Here is a 24,779-nt window from a genome sequence, read left to right on the forward strand (position 1 = left end):
GCTTCCGGTCAACCCATGCGCTATGCCACACTGAAGCGATGAAACGCGAGGAACGCAAGCCGGGCCCACCCCCCACCGAGCATCGCCTGCGCGAAGCAGCCATCGCCCACCTCGCCCGCTTCGCCGCGACCGAAGCCGGCCTCACTCGTGTGCTGACCCGCCGCATCGATCGCTGGGTTCGCGCCGCCGAAGCCGATGGCACGGAACCCGAAACCATCGCCGCCGCCCGCACCGCCGGCCGTGCCGCGATCCCCGGCATCATCGCATCGCTGCGCGCGCTCGGCGCCGTCAACGACACCGAATTCGCCGCCTCGCGCGCCCGCCGCCTCGCGCGTGAAGGCAAATCCCGCCGCGCCACCATCGCCCATCTCGCAACCAAGGGGATCGATACCGACCTCGCGGCCAGCCTGGTGCCGGACAATCAAGCGCGTGACCTTGCCGCCGCCTGCCTGTACCTGCGCCGCCGCCGCCTCCCGCCGTTCGGCGAAGGCGACCGGATGCGCGCCCTCGCCAGCCTGGCACGCCAAGGCTTCGACCGCAGCACCGCCGAACAAGCTTTGGCCCTCGATCGATCCGCCGCCGAAGCGCTGGTCCTCGCCGCAAGATCCGGCCAGTTGCCGGGGGCCGTTGATTTGTAGGCGAGGAAGGCCAGTGGCACTTCCGCCGGAGCCATTCCAGCGATTGAGAGCATCGCTGGAACCCTCGGTTTTTCCGCCATTTAGTGTCATTCTCGAGCGATTTGGGTCCAGGTTACGATCGTGGAACCGTCCATGAAAAGATTTTTGTGATGATTCAGTTGGGACTCCAGCCTACCATTCGCGCCAATCTATCCAGCGCTGGCAGGACGTCGCTATCAGATCCGATAGCTCTGCAATCGTCTGCTGTTGGGTTCGCCATGACCTTTCGAATGCGTTGCAGGCGGTTTCCCATGATTTCGAAATTGACGAGAGCCCCGCGTGAAAGCATTCCGTCGCGCATTCCCCAAATATGTCCCGCCAGTGAATAGGCTTGAAGCACGGAGGTTCCCTGGATGAGAGCGTTCCAACGTTGATTTCGGAACCCGCATGCGTTCAGCTCAGTTGCACCTGCGACAAGCGAAATTATCGGTTTCATGTCATTCATGTACATTACGTTCAATTGATTGGCTCGCTCCGCAAATGCATATCGCGGCGTTATCAGGACCAGGAGTACTAACAATAGTTTCGTCGAAGTCATCTATGCCTCCAAGGAAAGTTCAATGGACAACGGCAGCCCCGCGCGAGCGATCCGGACGAAGCCAAGCGGCCATAAACGCATGCGATCGGGTTGTTTTACATGTTTGCCAGGACAGGGGACCGGCTATCACCCGACGGCAGCTCAATCATCTCGATCAAACCCGCTTGAAGACCCTAACAAAACTCTTGGTCAGAACACTTCGAAGGCAAAATAGGATAGAGTAAGAGCAATCTCATTGATCTATATCAATCACCTGAAAGCCAGGAAGGTACCTGCGGGCCCGACGCCGGTGGTCCGAAAATTTTTGTCCAGGCGGATGGCCAGCGCGATGACAGAAATACCTGCCATAGGGCCATGACGACGGGTAAGCCGGGACGGTTGCACCGGACAGCAATACCGAGCCATCGCAGAGTGTGGCGACCTGCACGAGCGACTTGTCGGCACTGGCACGGCGGGGTTTCCATCGACGATTATCTGCGCACGTCGGCAATGCCAGCAGGCCGCCGCCGGAAGATCGACGATCGCCGTCGAGTTGGTCGGGCATTGGCTTGCCTGCGACGGGCACCACCGCAATGCTGCGTAGAGACATCTCGAATGGTGCGGGCCAGAAAGTCGAAACTCAGCTTTTCGGGGAGATGTCTTTGACCACTCATCACGAGATTCCGGCAACGCCGGACAAGATGATTCTGGGCTATCTAGATGCGACAGCTTCACCTGTGCTGACTGTGGAGTCCGGCGATACCGTCACGCTACATTCATTTCCCGCCGGCGGTCGGGCAAGTTTGCCGGCCAGCGGCGTGCCGGCCGACTATCTCGCTGCATTGGACGCATTGCCGCCGGGGCCGGGTCCGCATTTCATGACCGGCCCGGTTTATGTACGCGGTGCCAAACCGGGCGATACGTTGCAGGTGGATATTCTCGCAGCGGTCCCGCGCATGGATTGGGGCTTTGTCTCGATCATGCCGCTGCTCGGCACTCTGCCCGATGAGTTCACCGACTACGAAACCATCCATCCGAAAATCGACCGTGAGCGCAATGTGTGCCTGCTGCCTTGGGGGACCGAGTTGCCGCTTGATCCTTTCTTCGGCATCATCGGGGTTGCGCCACCCGCCGCCTGGGGGCGGTGCACATCCTCGGTACCGCGCGCCTTCGGCGGCAATATGGACAACAAGGAACTGAAGCCTGGCACCACGCTCTATTTGCCGGTGTTCAACGAAGGCGCGCTGTTCATGGCGGGCGACGGCCACGGCGTGCAGGGTGATGGCGAAGTGTGCATCACCGCACTGGAAACCGGCCTGACCGGCACATTCCGCCTGACCGTCCGATCCGACCTCGACATCAAAACACCGTTCGCTGAAACGCCCACCCACTTGATGTCGATCGGCCTCGATGAAGATCTGGACGATGCCGCGAAACAGGCCGTCCGCGAGATGGTTCACCACATCTGTGCGCGGACCAATCTGTCGCGCAATCAGGCCTACATGCTGTGCTCACTGATCGGGGACCTGCGGGTGACCCAAACTGTCGACGGCAACAAGGGCGTGCATATGATGCTCGCGAAAACGTATCTCTGATATCGTATCTCTGATTCTGCCCTTTCGTTTCTGTCTGAATTGTCCATGAACCGAGGAGATCATCCATGTCGCGCATTCGTTGGAGTCAAACCAATCCTGTCCTAACGCGGGCCGGAGCCTCCCGGCGCGGGCTTGCGGCCGGCGTGTTGGCGCTCGGCATCGCCGGCGCTGTTCCACCGGCCCATGCCGCAAAACCGCCGATCCGGATCGGCGTGCCGGTGGGTCTGAGCGGGGCGAACAGTGTGGTTGCCCCTTCGGTGGTGCAGGCGGCCAAACTCGCGGTCTCCCAGATTAACGCAGGCGGCGGCATTCTGGGGCGCAAGTTGGTGCTTGACGTCGCCGATGACGGCAGCGGCGCGGATGGTGCGGTCAAAGCCTTCGACTCGCTGATTTTCCGTCAAAAGGTCGATGTGCTGATCTCGATGGAAACCAGTGCCGCACGCAATGCCGGCTTGCCCGTGGTCGCGCGCGGGCACACCCCTTATATCTATACCTCGTATTACGAGGGCCATTCCTGCAGCCCCTATCTTTATGTCGATGCCTGGGTACCCGAACAGCAGGTTCCGCCGATCGTCGATTATTTCATGCAGCACGAGCACGCCAAGACATTCTTCCTGGTCGGCAGCGACTATGCATTCGGTCGCGGCATGCTCGACCTGACACGCAAATACATCGAGGCCCATGGCGGCAAGGTGGTCGGCGAGGAATTTCTGCCGATGGATGCGTCTGACTGGACTTCGGTGCTCAGCAAGCTGCGTGCCGCCCACCCGGATGCGCTGATCAGTTCGACCGCCGGCGGGGCGCCGAATGTGACGCTCACCAAGCAACTTCGCGCCGCCGGCATCAAAGTCCTGTACGGCAATCTTGCAGAAGATGAAGGGACCGCAAAAGCGATCGGTCCGGACGCTGCGGGCACCTATTTGTCGCAATCGTATTTCACCGGCATCGAAAATCCCAAGAACACAGACTTCAAGGCAGCGCTCAAAAAAATGTTCGGCGCCAATATGAAAACACCGAACGATCTGTCCGAACCCGAATATGACGGCATCTATCTTTACAAGGCGGCCGTCGAAAAGGCCGGATCGACCAACGCCGCCAAGGTCCTGAAAGCATTGCCGACCGTCAGTTTCGATGGACCGCGCGGCGTGGTGCGGATGTCGGACGAACATCATGCACCGCTGACGCTCTACCTTGGCGAAGTTCAGGCGGATGGATCGGTCAAGATCATCAAGAGCTTTCCACATGTCTCACCCGGTGATCAGTGCCCGGCGCTGAAATAGCCATCCAAGGGGCGTGCGCGTGATCAACCTGCTGCTTGATATCCTGACCACCGCAGGCATACTGTTCATCGTTTCGATCGGTCTGCTGATCGTGTTCGGTGTACAGAAAATCATCAACTTCGCGCACGGCGCGTTTCTGACCATCGGCGGTTACGTCGCGCTGCTGGTCACCGGCGCGCATTTCAGCCCGTGGTTGGCTCCCCCGGTGGCCCTGCTCGCCGGCGCATTGATCGGCGCGATCGTCGAGCGGGTGATCGTCCGCCCGCTCTACAACCGTCCGCTCGATGCCATTCTGGCGACATGGGGACTTTCGATCGTGGTGGTGCAACTCATCACGATCGGTTTCGGTCGCGGGGTGCAGTTCGTGACCAGCCCGGTGTCGGGCGCCATCCACGTCTTTGGTGCGGATTATTCGCTCTACCGGCTGATCTTTCTGGGGATTGCGATCGTGCTCGGTCTGGCGGTCGGGCTGCTGTTGCGGAGCACGCGGCTCGGCCTCGTCGCGCGTGCCGTGATTCTGAATGAAAATCTGGCACGCAGTCTCGGGATCGACAGTGATCTGGTCCGGTTCATGACCTTCGTGGTCGGCGCAGGGCTCGCGAGCCTGGCCGGCGCGCTGCTGACGCCGCTACTCAGCGTCGACCCGACCATGGGGGTCACATGGCTGCTCAACGCCTTCATGTTGGTGATGGTTTCCGGCACGTCGTTGATCAGCCTGATGCTGGCCTGCGTCGTGCTGGGGGGCGCGCAGGTCGTGATCAGTACCTTTGGTAACCCCGTTCTGGGTGGCCTGACCATCGTTGTCCTGGCTGCCATTCTGCTGCGGCTGCGCCCGACTGGATTTGCCCGTGCGTAGTACCGTGAGCCTGCCGTCCGAGACACGGTCGAGCGAACTCATCCGCCTCGGCTGCGTCTGTCTCGCTGCGCTGGGTCTGGTCGGCATCGGCCCGCTGTGTCTCGGTGAATATTCCGTCGATATTCTGATCCGATCGTTCCTGTTCGGCGCCGTCGCGGTGACGCTGGATATCCTGTGGGGCTATACCGGCATTCTCTCGTTTGGCCAGTCGGCATTTTTCGCGATCGGGGCCTATGCCGGCGGCCTGATATTCACACATCTTGGCTTGACGCCGTTGGACGCGATCCTTGCGGTTGGCATCGGTTTGATCGTTGCGTCGCTGCTTGGCGCATTGGTTGGTTGGCTGGCCTTCGGGTATGGCGTCAGCGATCTCTATGTCTCGGTTGCGACACTGGTTCTCTGCGTTGTGGTGGTGCGGATCCTCTATGCCGGCGGTACCTTCACGGGGTCGAGCAGCGGGCTGTCGGGCTTCACCACCTTCGACCTATCAATGCCGGTATGGTTCGCGCTGACCGGATCGTTTCTGGTGATTGTCGCCGCCCTCGGCTGGCTGCTGGTCCATAGCGATGCGGGAACATTGTTTGTCTCGATCCGCGAGAACGAGCAGCGTGCCCGCTATTTCGGCCTCGCCACCGGACGTATCAAGATCGCCCTGTTCGCAGCGGCGGCCGCCATCGCCGCACTCGCGGGATTCGGATATGCCAGCTACACCGATGTCGTGGCGCCCGACCTTGCCAATTTCAAATTCGGTACCGCCATCGTCATCTGGGTGGCGCTCGGCGGGCGCGCTACGCTGCTGGGGCCGGCGATCGCGGCGGTACTGATCGATTTCATCAGTGCCTATCTGAGCGGTAGCCTGCCGTTCATCTGGGAGTTGCTGGTGGGCGTCGTGTTTATCGCGGTCATCGTCGTGATGCCGCAGGGGCTCGGCCCGGGCCTGGCACGCGGCGTTCGATCGATGCTGCCGCTGCGCAGTGTTGCCCCGTCCTCCGCGGCACAGCTCAGCATCGCCAGTCAGCCGGTGATCACGGCCCAGTCCGATCATGGACCCTCTGCCATCGCAGTCACCGCCTTGTCACGGCATTATGGCAGCTTGCGCGTTTTGGATGACATCAGCTTCACGGCGCAAGCTGGCGAGCTCGTCAGTCTGGTCGGACCGAACGGTGCCGGCAAGACGACGCTGATCCGCTGCATCAGCGACGGGACGGAACGCTCCGGCGGCGATGTTGCGATCCTGGGGTGCAGCATTGGTCGACTGACCCCGGAATATTGCGCCCGGCTCGGCCTTGGCCGCAAGTTTCAGACACCCACGGTGTTTGAGGCGCTCACGGTTGCGCAATCGCTGCGGATCGCACGCGCGCGGATCGATCCGCCATCGCTCTGGCGCCGCGCCGACACGATCAATCTACCGCAAGCCGCCTTGCAGGTGGTGCAGGCCACCGGCCTTGCCGAACAGCTCGCCAATCCGGTCCGCAGCTTGTCGCATGGCGGCAAACAGGCACTCGAACTTGCCATGGTGCTTGCCGCCGAGCCGCGCGTGCTGCTACTGGACGAACCGACCGCCGGGCTGACCAAGGCAGAGCGCCGGCTGATCGGCGGCATCCTGGTCGATCTGGTGGCGCGGCATCGGCTCTGCATCCTGCTGATCGAGCATGATCTGGACTTCGTTCGGCAGATCAGTTCGCGCATCATCGTGCTGCATCAGGGCCGGATCGTGCTGGACGGCGATGTCGCCACCGTCGTTGGTTCCGAACTGGTGCGCACCATCTATGCCGGCGAGCCGCAGGCGATCGGCGCCATGACATGAGCGATATCGCCCTCGAAATCGATCGTTTGACCAGCGGCTATGGCCAGTCGATGGTGCTGCGTGATGTCAGTCTGAAGATACAATCGGGGCAGGTGCTTGCGATTGTCGGCAAGAACGGCATGGGCAAAACGACGCTGCTCAAGACCATCATGGGGTTCCTGCCTGCGCAAAGCGGGCGTATTTGCATGTTCGGGGCCGATGTTACTGGTGTGCAGCCGCACCGTCTCGCCGGCCGTGGGGTCGCCTACAGCCCGCAGGACCAGGCGATTTTCCCCGATTTCACCGTCGATGAAAATCTTCGTCTCGGCTTGAGCAACGATCGGGGTTACGAACGGGCCCTCGATCGCGTCGCTGTATTCTTTCCGTTCCTTGCCCAACGTCGGGGCCAGCGTGCCGGCACGCTCAGCGGCGGCGAGCAGAAAATGCTGCTGGTCGCCCGGGCGCTGATGTCGCGCCCCCGTCTGTTGTTGATCGATGAAATTACCGAGGGCTTACAGCCTTCGGTCGTGCAGCGCCTCATCGGGGTGCTGCGTGCGGAACTGGCGGCGTTTGATCTGTCCGTTCTGTTGATCGAGCAAAATGTCGGCTTCGCCCTCTCGATCGCCGATCGATACGCTGTTCTCGCACGTGGCGAAGTCGTGGCGGCGGGACGCGTCGATGCGCCGGGAGTGGCCGGCGTCATCCAGAATCATCTCGCTGTCTGACCGATGATGTCCGGGCAAATGCATATCCGCCGATGCGATGTGAACGCCGCGCGGGCCGATCAATCGATCTGCCGTCGAGGATATCGGCATGACCTCGATGCTGACTGCCTATGCCGGTGAAACAGATGAAGGCCAACTGCCATGATGGATATTGAACGTAGAATCAGCCCGGAACTCGATCTTGTCGAAATGACTGTGGCCGATGTGGCGGCCGCTTTTGCCCGCGGTGTCAGCGCCGAGGCGCTGGCGACCGCGTTTCTGGACCGGATCGCGACCTACAATCCCCGCTACAACGCGCTGATCGTGATGAACCCGCACGCGCTCGATGATGCCCGCGCCATCGACCGGCGCCGCGCGAACGGCGAAGCCCTGGGGCCGCTCGCCGGTGTACCGGTGGTGGTCAAGGACACCATGGACATGGCCGGGCTTCCCACCACGGCGGGCTGGCGTTTCCTGAGCGCCCAGGCCGGTGGTGTCGATCTCATTCCCGAGACCGACTCTCCCGTGGTCGCGCGGATGCGACAAGCCGGCTGCGTCATCCTCGGCAAGACCAACGTGCCGATCCTGAGTGCGACCGGGAGCCATGCCAACGACAGCTGGGCAGGTCCCACGTTGAATGCTGCCATGCCCGACCGCCTGCCCGGGGGCAGCAGCGCGGGCACCGCGACTGCCGTGGGTGCGAGCCTTGCCGTTCTGGGTCTTGCCGAGGAAACCGGTGGTTCGATCCAGAACCCCGCGTCCGCCCAGGGGCTGGTCGGCATCAAACCGACTTTCGGGCTGGTCCCGAACGCCGGCGTCGTGCCGCTGGCGGGCAGCACACGGGACGTGGTCGGGCCGATCACCCGCTGCGTGCGCGATGCCGCTCTGACGCTCGATGTTCTCGCCGGCTATATAGCGGCTGATCCGAAGACGGTTGCCGGCATCGGTCATCGGCCGAAAGGTGGCTATACCTCGAAGCTCGACCCGAAAGCGCTCGCGGGCAAGCGACTCGGGCTGTATGGGCCAGGCTGGCGTGACCGGCCGCTCTCGGAGGATTGCACGGAACTGTACCGTCGTGCCGGCCGGGAGATCGAAGCGCGTGGGGCAACCCTTGTTGCTGATCCCTTCGCGGGTTCCGGCTTTGCCGCGATCGGCCGGCCGGTCAGTGGGCTCGACCATTACGATGCGCGCGGCATGGAGAGCGTGGCCTATGATCTGCAACTCTACCTGCAGCGACTCGGCCCGTCGGCTGCCCTGCGCACCTTCGCCGAATTCGCGGCTGCCACGGCGGCGGAGGACGCGTTCGGACCCGGTGGTGTGCTGCATATGATGCACCAGTTGCCGCAATTCGCGGCCTGCCTCGCGAACCCGGAAACGTCCCCGGACTTGTCTGATTTCCTCGCCGCGCGCGAGGCCTATCTTGCGATATTTGCCGAAGTGATGGCGCGGGCACGCCTCGACGCCTTGGTGTTTCCCCAGATGCGCGACGAATTGCCCGCTCTGCATGGCGCGGCAACCATCCATGAAACGACCGTGTGCGAGATCAACATCGCCGGCCTACCCGGCGTCACGGTGCCGGCGGGCGCCTATCCGTCCGGCGCACCGTTCAACCTGATTTTCGTCGGCCCGCTGTGGAGCGAAGCCGACCTGCTCGCGCTCGCCTATGACTACGAAACAGCGACCCACCACCGATCGACTCCGATTCTTTCAACAAACTGACTTGCGCCGCGGCTACCGGGCGGGGTCATGCAGGCCCGGCCCAGGGCGTATCGGTCAACTCTGAACATCGAGTGGAGGGTTTTTTCGCCCGAAGGCAACGAGATCGAGGTCGCCCACACGCCGAATACGTCGCTGCTGGTCTTCCCCTCGATCCGGGGCCGTCCGGCCGATTTGGCCTTGATCGACGATGCGCTGAAGTGGTCGACCGCCAATGGCGGTCAGGGCAGGACCGGATACATCATCCGTGACATCACCGCATAAACCACCGCGCCGACGCCGACGCCGATGAACCAGGAAAACGCATACAGCGTCGCCAGCCCGGGGATGAACAATCCGCTCAGCGCGGCGACGCCGCCGATCGCCATCGCGCTCAGCCCGGCGACGTTCCACCCGCCGCTCGCGGCATAGGCGCCGTCGTAGCGATAGAAGGCCGCGACGTCGTATTTTCGCTGCCGCACCAGGAAAAAATCGGCGAGCATGATGCCGGTCACCGGCCCGAGCAGCCCGCCGATCGCGCCCAGTACCTGGAAGATGCTGTTCGCGTTCTTGAACCACAGCCAGGGCGCGAACATCAGGCCGATCACCAGCACCACCATGCCGGCGCGGGCGAAATTGAGGTGGCGCGGAAACAGGTTGATCAAATCATAGCAGGCCGGCATGATGTTGGCTGCGACGTTGACCGACAGCGTCGCGATGATGATCGTCACGCCGCCCAGCACCAGAATATACGGGTTGTGGATCGCCATCAGCAGATCGACCGGATTCCAGATCGGCTTGCCGAACGCTAGCACCGTGGCCGAGGTCACGATCACGCTCATCAGGGTGAATACCACCGCGGTGATCGGCAGGCCGATCAACTGCCCGAGCGCCTGATCGCGCTCGGACCGCACGAAGCGTGAAAGGTCGGGGATGTTGACCGCAAAGGTCGACCACACGCCGATCAGCCCGGTCACGCCGCCGGCGAAGACCAGAAATCCCTTGATCCCGCTGAGATGCGAAGGCTCGGCGAACAGCGGGCCAAGCCCATGGCCGATCTTCAAGCCCCAGATCGTCGCGATTGCCCCGACCAGGATCACCAGCGGCCCAGCCACGAGTTCGAAATTGCGGATCCGGTGCACGCCATGCGTCACGATCCACCCGTGCAGGACCCAGAACAGCCCGACCGAAACCCATAAATTGAGCCCCATGCCCAGAAACGGCGTGGTCAGTGCGGTCCACGGCGCCCACAGCGTGCCGAGAATCGCATTGATCGCCTCACTGCCGGCATAGGCCTGCACGGCGAACCAGAAAATCGCGATGAAACCGCGCAGCACCACCGGCAATTGCGCCCCGCGCGGCCCGAACGAGGAGCGGATCAGCACACAGAACGGCAGGCCATACCGCGTGCCGGACACCGCGTTGAACCACATCGCGAAAAACAGGAACATGTAGGCGATCGCCGTCGCGCCCAGCGCCTGCCAGGCGTTCATGCCCAGCGCCATCAGACCGGCGGCGGTTTCATAGGCCACCACATTGTGCACCATGCCCATCCATACGGTGGACATGTTCACCCAGGTCCAGTCACGCTTGGCCAGCGGCACCGGCGCCAGATCGGCGTTATACAGGCTGCCATCGGCGGCACTGCCGGCATAATCGTCGATATCCTGCAAAACAGCCTGAGATACGGACATGCGGGACCCTTTCTGGTTTGGGCGACGTTCAGCAAATCCCGTGCCATGTGTGGTCCGTCGCGGGTGCTGAACGCGTTCCCCGCAAAATCCGTGCCGCCCGCCGCGCCATTTGCTGCGCAAGCGTCGCCTGAGGCATACACGCCAGGCGCTCGCATCAGGACGAACCCTCCCGAAAGGACATCAGAGTGGCTTGGCTCGAATATCGGACTCCGCACCGACCGCTTCAATTAGATGTGATCGCAGTCAATTGTCGCTTAATAAATAAGCATATGCTCGCACAGTGTACGGGACTTTCATGGACCTGCTGATCCGCAAGGCATCGATCCGGGACAACCCGGTGCTGGTCGATCTTGCGATCGCCGGCGGCCGCATCGTCGCGATCGAGCCGGACATCACCGCCCCGGCCGCCCGGATCATCGATGCCGCCGGCCGCGTCGCCCTGCCCGGCCTGCTCGAGCCGCATATCCATCTCGACAAGGCGCTGCTCGACCGGCGGATGCCCGCGCAAACCGGCACGCTGGCCGAGGCGATCCGCATCACCGGCGAGCTCAAGCGCCATCAGCAGCGCGCCGATGTCCTGGCACGCTCGCGCGCCGTGCTCGACATGGCGGTGATGCATGGTGTCACCGCGCTGCGCGCCCATCCGGATGTCGACCCGATCCAGGGGTTGATCGGCGTCGAGACCGCGCTCGAACTCAAGGCCGAATACGCCGATCTGCTCGATATCCAGATCGTCGCCTTCCCGCAGGAGGGGATCATCAAGGCGCCCGCCACGCTCGATCTGCTGAACGAGGCGATGCGCCTCGGCGCCGATGTGATCGGCGGTTGCCCCTATGTCGAACCGAGCGCGGCCGATGCGGCGGCGCATATCGACCGCGTGTTCGACTTGGCCGCGCGCTGGGGCGCGCCGCTCGACCTGCACGCCGATTTCGCGGACGATGCCACCGATCCACGCTTCGCAACCGCCGGACTGATCGCGCGCCGTGCCATTGAAACCGGCTGGCACCGCCGGGTTACCCTCGGCCATGTCACCAGCCTCGCAGCGCTGATGCCGGACGCCGCCGCGCCCGTCATCGATCGGTTGGCCGAAGCCGGCATCCACATCGTGAGCCTGCCCGCGACCGATCTCTACCTGGGTGGCCGCGGCGATGCCGCCAGCCCCCGGCGCGGCCTCACGCCGGTCCGCCGGCTGCGCGATGCGGGCGTGAATGTCGCGTTTTCCTCGAACAACATCCGCAACGCCTTCACCCCGTTCGGCAAGGCCGACCCGATGCTGATCGGCAATCTGCTCGCCCATGCCGGCCAGTTCGGGACGGCGGCGGATCAGGCCTATGTCATCGACATGTGCACGATCAACGCCGCGCGCGCGATGGGCCTGGCGGCGGATTACGGGCTGCGGGTAGGCGCGAGGGCTGATCTGATCATTCTCGACACGATGGACGCCGCGGCCATGCTTGCCGATCTGCCGCTCCGCGCGTTCGTCATCAAGGATGGGCGGGTCAGCGTGACCGCGACACAGGCGTGCGTCATCCACCGCAAACGCGGGTCAGCATCAATGCCTGCAGAGTGACTGCCAAGCTGATCCGCGACGCACGCGCCGCCGCTGTTTGCTGCGCCGATCGCTCGCTCTGTGGCCTGATGCCACGCGCAGGCGGCGTATATGCATCAGACGGGGTTGGGGGTAAGAACGATCGCGCGACAGCTATTCGGTGGGCAAAGAAGTCCACCACCCCGAATAATTCTATCGGTGCGAATACTCTACGGTATTTGTATACAGCGTTCGCCGATATACCCAATCTTTACCAGAAACTATTTTAACTGTAACAATCTTCGACGAATCAGGAAAATCCGACACGCCAAAACAGTTCTGGTCGGATGTACCTTCCTCCACCGGTCAAGGCCGCACACACAGCGCGCTCGCGAACGTCCATCGAATGGGGATTGGCCACCCAATGCTGGCCGCCACACCCGGCGATCAGCTTTGATCACAGTTCAAGTCGCGCTGGAATCCTCCCAACCGCGTGAGACCGATGTCATCGTGCTATAGGCCGCTACACCTGAGGATTGCCTGTCAGACTTTTGCATCCGTCGCCGTGCCTCGCATACCGAAGGGTAGAGCAAACGCGACGATCACAGATACGGCAGCAGCAACCGTGCGGCCGCGTGGCAGATACGTTGCCAGACCGGCACCACCTCAAGTTCATGATCCGTCAACGTTCGGCTGCAAGCGATTTTGGCATCGATCAGAGCATCGAGTTCACCGCACACGACGGAGTCGTAACACTCGAGGTCAAATTCGAAATTGAGGCGCAAGCTTCGCGTATCCCAGTTGGTACTTCCAACCAGGCTCCAGATGCCATCGACGGTGAGCAGCTTCGCGTGGCTGAACGGGGCGGCGCCGAGCGAAATCGTCGTTGCGATCTCTTTGAAGACGCGAACTTGAGCCCGCATCGCCCAGTCCATGAACAGGTGATCTGAATGTTCCGGGATCACGATTTCCACGATGACGCCGCGCAAACACGCCTGCTCGATGGCAAATTGCAACTGGTCGTCCGGCAAAAAATACGGCGTGACGATTCGAACCCGATGTTGAGCAAGGACCAACGCCGCGCCGAGTACCGTTTCGATGTGATAGACATCGGCATCAGGGCCGGAGGGGATACCGCGCGCCAAACTCGCACCAAAGCCGGTCTGATGCAGTGACAGATCCGGCCACCAGCGCTCACCCTCCAGATTTTCATCAGTCGTAAACGTCCAGTCCTGGGCGAAACTAATCAGCAATTGTCGCGAGACCGGCCCACAGATACCGACGTGAACGTCGTCCACCCTGCCGTGCTTGGTCGTCGGGCCGCAATTCTCGTCACCAATGTTCAAGCCGCCGGTAAAACTGGTCACCCCATCGATGATCAACAGCTTCTTGTGGTTGCGCAGGTTCAACATCGGCATTCGCCACGGCATCCAGCTATGCAGAAATCGCTCGCAGGATACACCCGCGTTGCGCAAGGCTCGGAAAGTCGGATCGCGGAGATAGCCGCCGCCGATTCCGTCGACCAGCACCCGCACCGCGACACCGCGGTCACGTGCCGCGATCAACGCCTCAACAAAGCGGTGTCCGACTGCATCATATCGAAAAATATAAGAAGCCATTGCAATGCTGTGGCGTGCCCCGTTGATCGCGTCGATCATCGCGCCGTATGCCTTCTCGCCGCCATGATGAACGGCGATGCGATTGCCTGCCGTCAGCGACATTCCGGTGATCTGCTGGCCGATTGCGGCGAGTTTTCGGATATGCACCGGCGTCGCAGGGGCTACGGAAACGACGGGCCTGCCGTGGGGCGGCTTCGGGACCCGGGACAGCCGCGCCGCCCGCCGTGAAACACGATTGATCCCGAACAACAGATAGAGCAAAATTCCGATAACCAATGTGAGCCAGACGACCGCGATCCATCCGATCGCGGCCCGTACATTTGATTTACGTAGCAAAATATGACAAGTTACCACCGATGCGACAGCAATATGAGTCAAAAAAAGGAATGTTGACATTGATTGCAGCAAAGTAATTGTTCCAAATATGATTAGGCCCCGGGGCCATCGTAACTGTTCTATCCTAAAATCACGTGAACTGATAGGCGGCACTGTCGGGATCGATGATGCGGCGACCGACGGGAGGCGATTATGCGTGTCATCAGCTGGAACCTGCTCCATCGCGTCGGCGCCGAACCGCGCGACGTGGCAGCGCTTATCGAGGCGTTTCAACCCGATCTCCTTCTGATGCAGGAAGCGACCGAAGGCATGGCGGCGTTGCGCAGCCTTTGCGGCGGCTGGTATTTCCGCGCACCGTTCCCGGGGCGGCGCTACGGCGTCGCCGCGTGGAGCCGGCATTGCTTCGCGGAACCGGCGCTGCTGCGCCTGCCGGCATCGGTCATTCCCGGCCGGGTGCCGCCGCGCCTCGCGCAACTCATCCGCATGGACGGCATGACGATCGCCAACGTGCATCTCTCACATGGACAAGTGCTGAACCGGCTGCAACTTCGCTACATCTCCCGTCATGTCGCCGGACCGGCAGCCATCATCGGTGACTACAACGCGGTGGGGCCCATCAGACTGTCCGGCTTTCGCGATATCGGACCCCGCCAGACCACCTGCCGCGCCAGCAGCGTCATTCCGTTCCGGTTGGACCGCTGCATGGTTCGCGCCGTGCACGGGACTGAAACCGGCGTTCTGCGACGCGGCATGTCCGATCATCATCCAATTCGTATCAGACTGACCTTGGACACGATCGCACAGCCGGCGGACCCCGCACCGATCCCGCTCGCCCGAGAGTCTTTATCTCGGCCGTAAGCAATCGGAGCGATCAGCGGCCGTGGCTCGGGCGGCTGCCCGTGGACTGACGTCGCAGCACCTACGTTCGATCGCGTCTCCGTCGCAGGTCGACTGGCAGGGCACTGCACTCAAGCCTCGCCTGTGCCAGCATAAGCCAGCCCCACACGGTGTCGCTGCCTTCGCCGTTCAGCAGTTCACCGGCCCGCACTCTGCGCTTGGTGGTCGCGTCGATATCTTGGCGAAAATCACGTGGCAGTAGGAGGCTCGCAACCATCCAGCCGGTCGACGCCCATGTGGGCTGCACACTTCGGACAGTGTCTTTCACGGCGACTGGTGTTTGCGCGACGAGCCGATCCCCAATCTGTGCAGAGCGCGGCATATCCACGCAGCACCGGCGTCAGGCATGCCACGGTTGGCGCCATCACGCGGCGCTCGGCCCTGCCGAGGTGGTCGGCGCAGGTCAATGGCCGAGATATTTGCCGAAGAAGGTGGCGATTTCGGTGAATGCTTCCTTGGTTTCGGGCAGGCGGTCGTCGAACTGGTATTGGGCGTGGGATTCGCCTTCGAACACCTCAAGGATTGCGGGAACGCCGGACCGGAGCAGTTTGCGATGCACCCGCACCGTGTTGCTCAGCAGCAGGTCGCGGGTTCCGGTGGTCAGGATCGCCGGGGGAAATCCGTGCAGGTCGCCATAGACCGGCGAGATCAGGGGATCTTTCAGATCATGACCGTGAGCGTAAACAATGGTGGCGGCTTGGCAGAACCCGTTGCGCGAGACGAGCACATTGTCGACTTTTTCATTGGTGTAGAAGCTGTCACCGGTTTTGGTCGCATCGGACATCGGGGTGCCGGGGGCGATGGCGGCGGGCAGCGGCAGCCCTTCCGCGCGCGCGCGCAGCACCATCTCGAGCGTCAGCGCGCCGCCGGCCGAGGTTCCGAACACTGCGATGTCCTTGGCGGGGGTGGTTTTGAGGACATGCTTGTAGACCGTCACGACATCGTCGAGGGCAGCGGGAAAATAAGCTTGCGGTGGCATCCGGTAATCGACCGAAATGACCTTGTAGTGGCCGAAACCGGCCATCATGATCGCTTCGGTGGTGCCCGATTCGCCGGGGAACAGAACATAGCAGCCGCCATGGGCGTGGATCAGCACCTTGCCACGATTTTGCGGTGGGATGGTGCGCGGGGTCAGTATGAAGACCTTCACGCCGGCCATGACCGCCGGTTTGATCGTCACGTGCAACCGGGCCAGCATGGCCGGAATGGTTTTCACGACGCCGGCGGCCTGCTGGTTGGCGAAGGCGCGGGCCTCGGCGCCGGTCTTCCATTGGTCGTTCCACGCTGGGTTGAGGGGAGCGGCGATCAGTTTCTGCATGCCGGGGCTGATATCGGCATAGGGCACCGGCAGTATCTTGGCGGGCACATCGCGCGGACCCGGTGCCGGGGTGGTCTGGGCGCGTGCGCCGACGGGGGTGATGGCCAGGGCGGCGACCACACAGAGTACCGCACCGCGCCAGCCGGCGCGATGGCGCCGGCTCGGGGTGGTGGCCAGCGGCGTGGGTTCGCACGCGCGACGCGTAGTGATGGTATGGTTCATTAACATTCCCCCTGTATTCTTGTGGCGGCGCCGAAGCAGGCATCTTGGCGCGACGCTATCGCATCGCGCGTGATTGGCCAACCGTTTTTGTGTGGGACGGGTGATGTCGGTTCGGGCTAGACAGAGACTCGTTAGTTGGCGAACTGACGCGGTATGCGCGCTGAGTTGAGTGCCTGGACGGCGTTATGGATGGCTTGGTCGATGGCGCGGGCGCAGGTTTGGTGGGTGAGATGATGCGCCTTGAGATCGCGCTGGTACGGATTGGGCCGTTGTCGTCGACCAGGACCACTCGCTCGGCCGATTGCCCCGGCTTTGGACTGCACAGCCGACATCGCGGCTCAAAACGAGCGACGAAGTTGTTGCTGCGCTTGATCTTGCTCGTGTGCACCATGAGTTGGCGGGTCGTGGGATCGCAAAGAACCCAGTGTTCCGACCTGCTTCGCTTGTCCTGATGCCGTAGCGTGCAAGTCGGCCCCGGCTCTGGCGCTTGCGCTGCGAGCAGGCGGCAGATCGGCGTGCTGCTCTGGCCGAGGTCGGCGCCGATGTCGCTGGCGAGGGCGAAGTCGACCGCGCCGGTGGCCAGCCAGTTGGCGAGCGGGGCGTGTTCACCTTCGCGTAGGGAGGCTTCCGCCGGTCCCATGATGTCGAGATAGCGGCGGATCACGCTCGGCATGAACATCGCGCCGAACGGTTCGAAGCAGCCGATGCTGATATGCGCGGGCATGCCGGATGATTTTTGCTTGACCGCGCGATCGAACGCATCCGCACGCGCGAGCAGGGCCAGAGCCTCACGGACGAAGCTGCGCCCGCTCGGCGTGGACGCGAGGCCGATTGCCGTGCGGCGATCGAACAGGCGGGTGCTGGCGGCGTGCTCGGCGGCCGTGCTGGGCCATGGTGCAGATGTAGCGCAATTGCCTGATCGACCGATTGACCGGTGACGCAATCCGGAATGGTGTCTGCGTATTCAAGCGATAAATTGCATGAACCGCCTTGAAAAATATATTTTCTGTTTGGGCCTATTTCGGTCTAACGTTACCTGCATGATTGGCTGGGGCCGATTCCCCGCCAATCCAATAATCTGACCGACGCCGGTCCACGAAACCAGACTTTGTCCGACCAGAAGCGATGTTTTCATGCGCAGCGTGCGCGACGATGGCGATTTCAGCGACGACAACCGTGGAATATCCGGGCTGGATCAAGAGCCGGTGCCGTCTTGTCGCAATGCTTGCCGTGTCTCCGCCAATCCGTCCGGGGGCCGGTGCCACCGAGATCGAGGCGGGTCTGGCGATTGCGGCAGCTTGAGCGGCATCGAGACGGGGATATCTTCACACGAATGGATATCACCGGCGCATTGAAACCCCATGCAAATCCACTTGATGACGCCGATGCGGTTTGCCTTATGTCGGCCACGGCCCTCGCCGCTGCATTCCGGACGGGGCATCTCTCACCGGTCGAAGCGACGCGTGCCGCGCTGGCGCGGGCCGAGCAGATCCAGCCGAAATTCAATGCGTTCACCTTGATCGACCACGAGGGCGCGCTGGAAGCCGCACAACAGTCCGAAGCGCGCTGGCGGGCCGGGGCGCCGCTCGGGCCGCTCGATGGTGTGCCGGCAACGATCAAGGATATCGTGTGGGTGGCGGGGTGGCCGGCGCGCTATGGCTCGCTGGCGCCAGCGCAGACGCCCACCGAGGATGCGCCGGCGGTGGCATTGCTCCGGGCGGCCGGCTGCGTGCTGTTCGCGCAGACGACCACGCCGGAATTCGGCTGGAAGGCGCTGACCGACAGCCCTTCATCCGGCATCACGCGCAATCCGTGGAACGAGGCATTGACGCCGGGCGGCTCGTCCGGCGGTGCCGCGGTGGCGGCGGCGACCGGGGCGGGCGCGCTGCATCTGGGCTCGGACGGCGGCGGGTCGATCCGGATTCCGGCCGCGTTCACCGGCATCGTCGGCCATAAACCGACGTTCGGCATGGTGCCGGCCTATCCGGCCAGCGCGTTCGGCACGGTGGCGCATATCGGGCCGATGACCCGCACGGTCGAGGATGCCGCGCTGATGCTCGATGCGATGTCCGGCCGGGATCTGCGGGATTGGTATCAGAACACCCAGGGCTACGCGCCGAGTGCCGGGCAGGCGCCGCGCGATCTGGCGGGTCGGCGCATCGGCGTGTGGGCCGAGCCGGCGCAAGGCGTGGTCGACAAGGTGATCGGCGCGGCGTTCGCTGCCGTGCTGGACCGGCTCGAGGCGGCGGGGGCGGTGCTGGAGCCGGTGCGCCTGCCGGGGGAAGACCTGCTCGGGATGTTCCAGGTGTTGTGGTTCGCCGGTGCGGCGGCGCGGCTGCGGGCGGTGCCGGAGAGCGCGCATGGCGCGATCGACCCTGGGTTCCGCGCCATCGCGGCGATCGGCGCGGGGTATAGCGCGGCGGATTACATCGCGGCCAGTGGCAGGCGCGCGGCCTATGGTTCGGCGTTCGATGCGTTGATGACGCGGTTCGATGCTCTGGTTTCGCCGGCGACCGCGGTTCTGCCGTTCGCGGCCGGGCTCGAAGTGCCGCCCGATCGCGGCATGACGCGCTGGACCGAATGGGCCGGGTTCAGTTTTCCGGTCAATCTGGCGCAGGCACCGGCCTGCGTCGTGCCGTGCGGCATGTCGCCGGGTGGGCTGCCGATCGGTGTGCAGATAGTGGGCGCGCGGGGTGATGATCGGACCGTGCTGGGGCTGGCCGCTGCATTGGCCCCGCAGGGCGCGCTGCCCACAATTTCAGTCCCGACAGGAGCCTTGTGATGACCCGCCCCGCCGCCGTGCCGACCGTGCAGATCGACAACGACATATTCAGGGTGACCGAATGGCGCTTCGCCCCCGGTGCCGCGACCGGCTGGCATCGCCACGGGCTCGATTACGTGGTCGTGCCGATGTCGACCGGGCGGCTGCTGCTGCGCGAGCCGGGTGGTGCCGAACGCCATGCCGCCCTCACCGCCGGGGTCAGCTACAGCCGCGCAGCCGGGGTCGAGCATGATGTGATCAACGACAATGAAGGGGAATTCGTGTTCATTGAAATCGAGACCAAGCGGACCGGGGGTGACGCGTCCTGACCGCCGTGCCGCCGCCCTTGGGTGAGGCGGATCAGACCCGGCTCGCCGTCGATATCGGCGGCACCTTCACGGATTTCGCGCTGCGCCGCCACGGCGTGGTCACTACCGCGAAAATCCTGACCACGCCGGATGCACCCGAGCGCGCCGTGCTCGAAGGTTTCGATGCGATGCTGGACAGCGCGGGGATCACGCCCGGAGATATCGATCTGCTGGTGCATGGCACGACGCTGGCGACCAACGCGATCATCGAGCGCAAGGGTGCGGTCACCGCGATGATCACCACCGCCGGGTTCCGCGATGTGCTGGCGATGCGCAACGAGAGCCGCTACGACCAGTACGACCTCGGCATCACGCTGCCGGCACCGCTGATCCCGCGCCATCTGCGCCTGACCGTGCCGGAGCGGATCGATCATGCCGGGCGGATTCTCGCCCCGCTCGATGAGCAGGCGGTCATCGATCTGGTGCCGCGCCTGCGGGCGGCGGGGGTTGAAAGCCTCGCGATCGGGTTTCTGCACGGGTTCACCAATCCGGTGCACGAACAACGCGCGGCCGCGCTGATCGCGGCGGCGTGGCCCGATCTGCCGATCTCGCTCGCCTCCGTGGTGGCACCGGAAATCCGCGAGTGGGAGCGGTTTTCGACCACCGCGGCCAATGCCTATCTGCAACCGTTGATGGCGCGCTACCTGCACCGGCTCGATGACGGGCTGCGCCAGCGCGGGCTTGCCGCGCCGATGTTCCTGATGCTGTCGGGCGGCACGCTGACCACGGTCGAGACCGCCGCGCAGTTTCCGATCCGGCTGGTCGAAAGCGGCCCGGCGGGCGGTGCGCTGTTCGCCGCACGGATCGCGCAGGCCGCCGGGCTGGATCGGGTCGTGTCGTTCGACATGGGCGGCACCACCGCGAAGCTCTGCCTGATCGATGATTTCCGGGCGACCACCGCGCGCAGTTTCGAGGTGGCGCGGATCGGCCGGTTCATGAAGGGATCGGGGCTGCCGCTGCGGATTCCGGTGATCGAGATGGTCGAGATCGGCGCCGGCGGCGGCAGCATCGCCGCGGTCGATCCGCTCGGGCGCATCACCGTCGGGCCGGACAGCGCCGGGGCCGATCCTGGTCCCGCCTGCTACGGGCGGGGTGGCGCGAAGCCCTGCGTGACCGATGCCAATCTGGTGCTCGGCCGCTACGATCCGCTCGGCTTCGCGGGTGGGGCGATGCGGCTCGACGATGATGCCGCGCGGCTCGCGCTGCGCCGCACGCTCGGCACGGCGCTCGGCCTGAGCGATGGGATGGCCGCCTTGGCGGTGCTCGAGACGGTCGATGAAGCCATGGCCAATGCGGCGCGCGCCCATGCGATCGATGCGGCGACCAGCCTGCCCGGGCGCACGATGATCGCGTTCGGCGGCGGCGGCCCGGTGCATGCGACGCGGATTGCCGAAAAACTTGGGATCGACCGGGTGCTGGTGCCGCGCCACGCCGGGGTGGGCAGCGCGATCGGGTTTCTGCACGCACCGGTCGGCTACGAGGTGGTGCGCAGCCTGTATCAGCGGCTCGATCATCTCGATCTCGACCTGGTCAACGCCCTGCTCGACGCCATGCAGCGCGAGGCGGTCGCGACGGTCGAACCCGGCCGCTTCGGCGCACCGGTCCGCGAGACGCGGAGTGTGGCGATGCGCTACGTCGGCCAGGGGCACGAAATCATGGTCCGATTGCCGCCCCGCCGCCTCGATGCGTCTGATATCATCGCCCTGCATCATGCTTACGAGGCCGAATATGCGCGCATCTACGACCGGCCGGTGCCGGGATCGGCGATCGAGATGATCAGCTACGTCGTCTCGATCGAGACCATCATGGACGAGGGGGCAGCGCGCCCGGTCGAGCCGGCGCCGCACGATGCAAGCCCCATCGGGCATCGCCTGGTGCGCGACAGTTTCGATGGAAGGGAATCGAATTGGTCGCTCTACGAGCGCGCGGCCCTCGCCCCGGGCGCGCGGCTGCGCGGGCCGGCGATCGTGCAGGAGCGCGAAACCTCGACGCTGCTCGGCCCCGGCTGGTCGGGGATGGTGATGGCGCAGGGCTGGATCGACCTCGTGCGGGATGGCGCGGCATGAGCGACGAAGCGGCCCAACTCACCGCGATCCGCCAGCAGATCATGTGGCGGCGGCTGATCGCGGTGGTCGAGGAACAGGCGCAGGTGATGATCCGCACCGCGTTCAGCACCACCGTGCGCGAGGCGGGCTATCTTTCCGCCGGGGTGTTCGATTGCGCCGGCCGCATGCTGGCGCAGGCGGTGACCGGCACGCCCGGCCATGTGAACGCGATGAGCGAGAGCGTCGGGCATTTCCTGCGCAAATTTCCCGCCGCAACCATGCGCCCGGGCGATCACTACATCACCAACGACCCCTGGCTCGGCACCGGCCATCTGCATGATTTCACCGTGGTGACGCCGGCATTCCGCAACGGCGTGATGATCGGGCTGTTCGCCAACACCGCCCATGTCATCGATGTCGGCGGCCTCGGCATGGGGGCGGAGGCGCGCTCGGTGTTCGAGGAGGGTCTGTTCATCCCGATCGTACGCTGCTTCGAACAGGGCCGCCCGAGCGAGATTTTTTTCGATATCCTGCGCGCCGGCACCAGGCTGCCGGTCGAACTCGAAGGCGATATTTATTCGCTGTGCGCCTGCAACGATGCCGGTGCCCGCCGGCTCAACCAGATGCTCGATGAATTCGGCCTCGATGGGCTGGAGCCGCTGGCCGACTTCATTTTCGAGAGCAGCCTGCGCGCGACCGAGGCGGCGATCGCGGCGGTGCCGCAAGGAACCTATCGCGCTCGCATCAATTCGGATGGCTACGAGGCACCGATCAGCCTCGCGGCCACGTTGCAGGTGGATGAGGGCAGCATCACGGTCGATTTCGCCGGTACCTCGGCACCTTCGTCACGCGGCATCAACGTGCCCGCCGCCTATACCCGGGCCTATGCGTGTTTCGGCATCAAGATCGTGATCGCGCCGGACATTCCGAACAACTGGGCCAGCCTGCAACCGTTCCGGATGGTGATCCCCGATGACTGTATCCTGAACGCGCCGCACCCGCGCCCGGTCGCGGTGCGCCACGTGATCGGCCAGTTGCTGCCCGATCTGATGATGGGCTGCCTGCATCAGGCAATTCCCGGGCGGGTCGCGGCTGAGGGGTCTTCCTGCCTGTGGAACCCGCCGTTACGCGGCGGCGCGCTGGTCTCAGGGCACGATGCGGATGCGGCTCAGCCGAACCACGCGCCGCTGCCGGATTTCGAGGTCATCACCTTCAATTCCGGCGGCACCGGCGCGCGCCCCGGGCTCGATGGGCTGGACGCGACCGCGTTTCCTTCCGGCGTGCGGACCATGCCGGTCGAAATCACCGAGACGGTCGCGCCCATCGTGTTCTGGCGCAAGGAGTTGCGCCCCGACTCCGGCGGTGCGGGGCGGATGCGCGGCGGTCTCGGCCAGATCATCGAAATCGGCGCGCGCGATGATCAGGAATTCGCCTGCAACGCGATTTTCGACCGGATCGACAATGCGCCGCGCGGGCGCGATGGCGGGCATGACGGCGCGGCCGGCCGGGTCGGGCTGGTTTCGGGTGCCGCGCTGCGGGCCAAGGGGTTGCAGATCATTCCGCGCGGCGAGCGCCTGCGGCTCGACCTGCCGGGCGGCGGCGGCATGGGCGATCCGGCGCTGCGCGATCCTGCGCATGTCGCTGCCGACGTGCATGATGGCATGGTGACGCGGGAGGCCGCCCGCCTGGTTTACAAAGTCGCGATCGACCCGTCCGGCGCGGTCGATCCGGATGAAACGAGTTCACTGCGCAGCATGATCGAAGGAGATCGAGCCCCATGACGATTGAGACACCAGCCGTAGGACGCCGCACCGTGCTGGGAGCCGCGGTCGGCGCCGCGGCACTGACCTCCGGCCCCGCCCTTGCCGCAGCGCCACCCGACATTCTGGTCGGCGCGGTCTATCCACTCAGCGGCAACGCCGCACCCATCGGCAATGATGCGCGTGTGGCGCTCGAAACCGCCGCCGCGATCATCAACGGCCATCACGACGTGCCGATGCTGCTGGGCCAAGGCGGCGGCCTGCCGGCGCTGGGCGGTGCGAAGATCAAGCTGATCTTCGCCGATAGCCAGAACAGCCCGCAGATCGCGCAGAGCGAGGCGGAACGCCTGATCACGCAGGACAAGGTGGTCGCCATCATCGGCAGCTATACCAGTGCCACCGCTGTCACCATCAGCCAGATCTGCAACCGCTACGAAGTTCCCTATATCTCGGCGGAGAATTCGGCACCCAGCCTCAGCGAACAGGGACTCACCTGGTTCTTCCGGCCCTCGCCCACCGATATCGCCTATCAGGCAAGCACCCCCTCGCTCGCGGTCGAGGCGGCGCGGCTGCGGGCGGCGAACGCGGATGTGCTGATGCCCTCGTCGTATACCAACGATGCCATCCTGCTGGTCCGCTCGATGCACAATGTCGGCTACACGCCCAAGGCGATCATGGCGCAGGATGCCGGCTTCATCGACCCCGCCTTCATCGCCGCCGTCGGCCCGCTCGCGGAAGGGGTGATGAGCCGATCGAGCTATGCGAGCGATGCGGAGAAAACCCGCCCGGCGATTCCCAAGGTGAACGCGCTGTACAAATCGGGCACCAAGGGCAAGGATCTGGACGATCTCTCGGCGCGCGAATTCACCGCGCTGCAAGTTCTGGCCGATGCGATCAACCGGGCCGGCTCGACCAAGAACACCGCCTTGCAGGCCGCGCTCAAAACCACCGACATTCCGGGCAATCAGACCATCATGCCCTGGAAAGGCATCAAGTTCGACGCGACGGGCCAGAACATTCTGGGCAACCCGGTGATCCAGCAATATCAGCACGGCGCATGGCACACGATCTTTCCCGCCGATGTCGCGACGGCCGACGCGATCTGGACCGTCGGGACTTGA

General features: G+C 64.0%; 20 protein-coding genes. 15 read left to right on the plus strand and 5 right to left on the minus strand.

Features of this window, described 5'->3' with window-relative positions; genetic code table 11:
• Positions 1-38: 38 nt before the first annotated feature.
• A complete protein-coding gene (locus BW994_RS09890) occupies positions 39-638 on the plus strand; it encodes a RecX family transcriptional regulator (RefSeq protein ID WP_029311896.1) in 600 nt (199 codons plus the stop codon).
• A 154-nt stretch (positions 639-792) separates the two neighbouring features.
• Here BW994_RS09890 and BW994_RS19970 read toward each other — a convergent pair whose 3' ends face one another.
• Complete coding sequence (locus BW994_RS19970) at positions 793-1,122, minus strand: hypothetical protein (RefSeq protein ID WP_217696455.1); 330 nt, start codon at positions 1,120-1,122, stop codon at positions 793-795.
• A 527-nt stretch (positions 1,123-1,649) separates the two neighbouring features.
• Between BW994_RS19970 and BW994_RS09895 the strand changes: the two genes are divergently transcribed.
• The 7 genes from BW994_RS09895 to BW994_RS09925 all read left to right on the plus strand — a co-directional run bounded on the left by BW994_RS09895 (position 1,650) and on the right by BW994_RS09925 (position 9,395).
• Positions 1,650-2,789, plus strand: coding sequence for an acetamidase/formamidase family protein (locus BW994_RS09895; protein WP_342667838.1), 1,140 nt, complete (start codon positions 1,650-1,652; stop codon positions 2,787-2,789).
• Positions 2,790-2,854: 65 nt separating this feature from the next.
• Positions 2,855-4,069 (plus strand): substrate-binding protein, encoded by a 1,215-nt coding sequence (locus BW994_RS09900; protein ID WP_083703302.1) that lies wholly within the window; start codon positions 2,855-2,857, stop codon positions 4,067-4,069.
• A 13-nt stretch (positions 4,070-4,082) separates the two neighbouring features.
• Entirely contained in the window at positions 4,083-4,925 is an 843-nt protein-coding gene (locus BW994_RS09905) for a branched-chain amino acid ABC transporter permease (protein WP_245801554.1), read from the plus strand.
• Positions 4,918-6,732 carry a branched-chain amino acid ABC transporter ATP-binding protein/permease gene (locus BW994_RS09910; protein WP_211252777.1) on the plus strand — a complete coding sequence of 605 codons (1,815 nt, stop codon included), beginning with the start codon at positions 4,918-4,920 and terminating at the stop codon, positions 6,730-6,732. Before BW994_RS09905 ends, BW994_RS09910 begins: the two co-directional genes overlap by 8 nt.
• Positions 6,729-7,436 carry an ABC transporter ATP-binding protein gene (locus BW994_RS09915; RefSeq protein WP_029311901.1) on the plus strand — a complete coding sequence of 236 codons (708 nt, stop codon included), beginning with the start codon at positions 6,729-6,731 and terminating at the stop codon, positions 7,434-7,436. Before BW994_RS09910 ends, BW994_RS09915 begins: the two co-directional genes overlap by 4 nt.
• Positions 7,437-7,577: 141 nt before the next feature.
• Positions 7,578-9,134, plus strand: a complete 1,557-nt coding sequence (locus BW994_RS09920) for an amidase (protein ID WP_139334064.1) — start codon at positions 7,578-7,580, stop codon at positions 9,132-9,134.
• A 27-nt stretch (positions 9,135-9,161) separates the two neighbouring features.
• On the plus strand, positions 9,162-9,395 hold the full coding sequence (locus BW994_RS09925) for a hypothetical protein (RefSeq protein WP_029311903.1): 234 nt from the start codon (positions 9,162-9,164) through the stop codon (positions 9,393-9,395).
• Here BW994_RS09925 and BW994_RS09930 read toward each other — a convergent pair.
• Positions 9,353-10,804 carry an NCS1 family nucleobase:cation symporter-1 gene (locus BW994_RS09930; protein WP_051657340.1) on the minus strand — a complete coding sequence of 484 codons (1,452 nt, stop codon included), beginning with the start codon at positions 10,802-10,804 and terminating at the stop codon, positions 9,353-9,355. The two genes, BW994_RS09925 and BW994_RS09930, sit on opposite strands and share 43 nt — an antisense overlap.
• 295 nt (positions 10,805-11,099) lie before the next feature.
• On the opposite strand from BW994_RS09930, the gene BW994_RS09935 reads away from it, so the two are divergent.
• Positions 11,100-12,374, plus strand: coding sequence for an amidohydrolase family protein (locus BW994_RS09935; RefSeq protein ID WP_029311905.1), 1,275 nt, complete (start codon positions 11,100-11,102; stop codon positions 12,372-12,374).
• A 560-nt stretch (positions 12,375-12,934) separates the two neighbouring features.
• On the opposite strand, the gene BW994_RS09940 is transcribed toward BW994_RS09935, so the two are convergent.
• Positions 12,935-14,359, minus strand: a complete 1,425-nt coding sequence (locus BW994_RS09940) for a phospholipase D-like domain-containing protein (RefSeq protein ID WP_245594119.1) — start codon at positions 14,357-14,359, stop codon at positions 12,935-12,937.
• 120 nt (positions 14,360-14,479) lie between these two features.
• Here BW994_RS09940 and BW994_RS09945 point away from each other — a divergent pair, with 120 nt between their 5' ends.
• The gene (locus tag BW994_RS09945; RefSeq protein ID WP_076454528.1) at positions 14,480-15,145 is read left to right on the plus strand and encodes an endonuclease/exonuclease/phosphatase family protein; all 666 of its coding nucleotides are present in this window, start codon (positions 14,480-14,482) and stop codon (positions 15,143-15,145) included.
• A gap of 442 nt (positions 15,146-15,587) precedes the next feature.
• Here BW994_RS09945 and BW994_RS09950 read toward each other — a convergent pair whose 3' ends face one another.
• Positions 15,588-16,724 carry an alpha/beta hydrolase gene (locus tag BW994_RS09950; protein ID WP_081849082.1) on the minus strand — a complete coding sequence of 379 codons (1,137 nt, stop codon included), beginning with the start codon at positions 16,722-16,724 and terminating at the stop codon, positions 15,588-15,590.
• A gap of 55 nt (positions 16,725-16,779) precedes the next feature.
• A complete protein-coding gene (locus BW994_RS19215; RefSeq protein ID WP_139334065.1) occupies positions 16,780-17,667 on the minus strand; it encodes a hypothetical protein in 888 nt (295 codons plus the stop codon).
• A 456-nt stretch (positions 17,668-18,123) separates the two neighbouring features.
• Between BW994_RS19215 and BW994_RS09965 the strand changes: the two genes are divergently transcribed.
• Genes BW994_RS09965 through BW994_RS09985 form a run of 5 tightly spaced genes read left to right on the plus strand, consistent with a single transcriptional unit; the run spans position 18,124 to position 24,779 of the window.
• On the plus strand, positions 18,124-19,506 hold the full coding sequence (locus tag BW994_RS09965; protein ID WP_035228907.1) for an amidase: 1,383 nt from the start codon (positions 18,124-18,126) through the stop codon (positions 19,504-19,506).
• Positions 19,506-19,814, plus strand: a complete 309-nt coding sequence (locus tag BW994_RS09970) for a cupin domain-containing protein (RefSeq protein ID WP_029311912.1) — start codon at positions 19,506-19,508, stop codon at positions 19,812-19,814. Before BW994_RS09965 ends, BW994_RS09970 begins: the two co-directional genes overlap by 1 nt.
• A 5-nt stretch (positions 19,815-19,819) precedes the next feature.
• Entirely contained in the window at positions 19,820-21,919 is a 2,100-nt protein-coding gene (locus tag BW994_RS09975) for a hydantoinase/oxoprolinase family protein (protein ID WP_245594121.1), read from the plus strand.
• Complete coding sequence (locus BW994_RS09980; protein WP_029311914.1) at positions 21,916-23,679, plus strand: hydantoinase B/oxoprolinase family protein; 1,764 nt, start codon at positions 21,916-21,918, stop codon at positions 23,677-23,679. Before BW994_RS09975 ends, BW994_RS09980 begins: the two co-directional genes overlap by 4 nt.
• On the plus strand, positions 23,676-24,779 hold the full coding sequence (locus BW994_RS09985; protein WP_029311915.1) for an ABC transporter substrate-binding protein: 1,104 nt from the start codon (positions 23,676-23,678) through the stop codon (positions 24,777-24,779). The genes BW994_RS09980 and BW994_RS09985 overlap by 4 nt, the downstream gene beginning before the upstream one ends.

It is taken from the genome of Acidiphilium rubrum (assembly GCF_900156265.1).
Taxonomy (GTDB): Bacteria; Pseudomonadota; Alphaproteobacteria; order Acetobacterales; family Acetobacteraceae; genus Acidiphilium; species Acidiphilium rubrum.

Bases quoted from the DNA above. Each gene is read 5' to 3' on its own strand.
- BW994_RS09915 (WP_029311901.1), top strand. From the start codon at position 6,729: ATGAGCGATATCGCCCTCGAAATCGATCGTTTGACCAGCGGCTATGGC.
- BW994_RS09935 (WP_029311905.1), top strand. From the start codon at position 11,100: ATGGACCTGCTGATCCGCAAGGCATCGATCCGGGACAACCCGGTGCTG.
- BW994_RS09965 (WP_035228907.1), top strand. From the start codon at position 18,124: ATGTCGGCCACGGCCCTCGCCGCTGCATTCCGGACGGGGCATCTCTCA.
- BW994_RS09950 (WP_081849082.1), bottom strand. From the start codon at position 16,724: ATGAACCATACCATCACTACGCGTCGCGCGTGCGAACCCACGCCGCTG.
- BW994_RS09890 (WP_029311896.1), top strand. From the start codon at position 39: ATGAAACGCGAGGAACGCAAGCCGGGCCCACCCCCCACCGAGCATCGC.
- BW994_RS09980 (WP_029311914.1), top strand. From the start codon at position 21,916: ATGAGCGACGAAGCGGCCCAACTCACCGCGATCCGCCAGCAGATCATG.
- BW994_RS09945 (WP_076454528.1), top strand. From the start codon at position 14,480: ATGCGTGTCATCAGCTGGAACCTGCTCCATCGCGTCGGCGCCGAACCG.
- BW994_RS09985 (WP_029311915.1), top strand. From the start codon at position 23,676: ATGACGATTGAGACACCAGCCGTAGGACGCCGCACCGTGCTGGGAGCC.
- BW994_RS09920 (WP_139334064.1), top strand. From the start codon at position 7,578: ATGATGGATATTGAACGTAGAATCAGCCCGGAACTCGATCTTGTCGAA.
- BW994_RS09925 (WP_029311903.1), top strand. From the start codon at position 9,162: ATGCAGGCCCGGCCCAGGGCGTATCGGTCAACTCTGAACATCGAGTGG.
- BW994_RS09930 (WP_051657340.1), bottom strand. From the start codon at position 10,804: ATGTCCGTATCTCAGGCTGTTTTGCAGGATATCGACGATTATGCCGGC.
- BW994_RS09900 (WP_083703302.1), top strand. From the start codon at position 2,855: ATGTCGCGCATTCGTTGGAGTCAAACCAATCCTGTCCTAACGCGGGCC.
- BW994_RS19970 (WP_217696455.1), bottom strand. From the start codon at position 1,122: ATGAATGACATGAAACCGATAATTTCGCTTGTCGCAGGTGCAACTGAG.
- BW994_RS09970 (WP_029311912.1), top strand. From the start codon at position 19,506: ATGACCCGCCCCGCCGCCGTGCCGACCGTGCAGATCGACAACGACATA.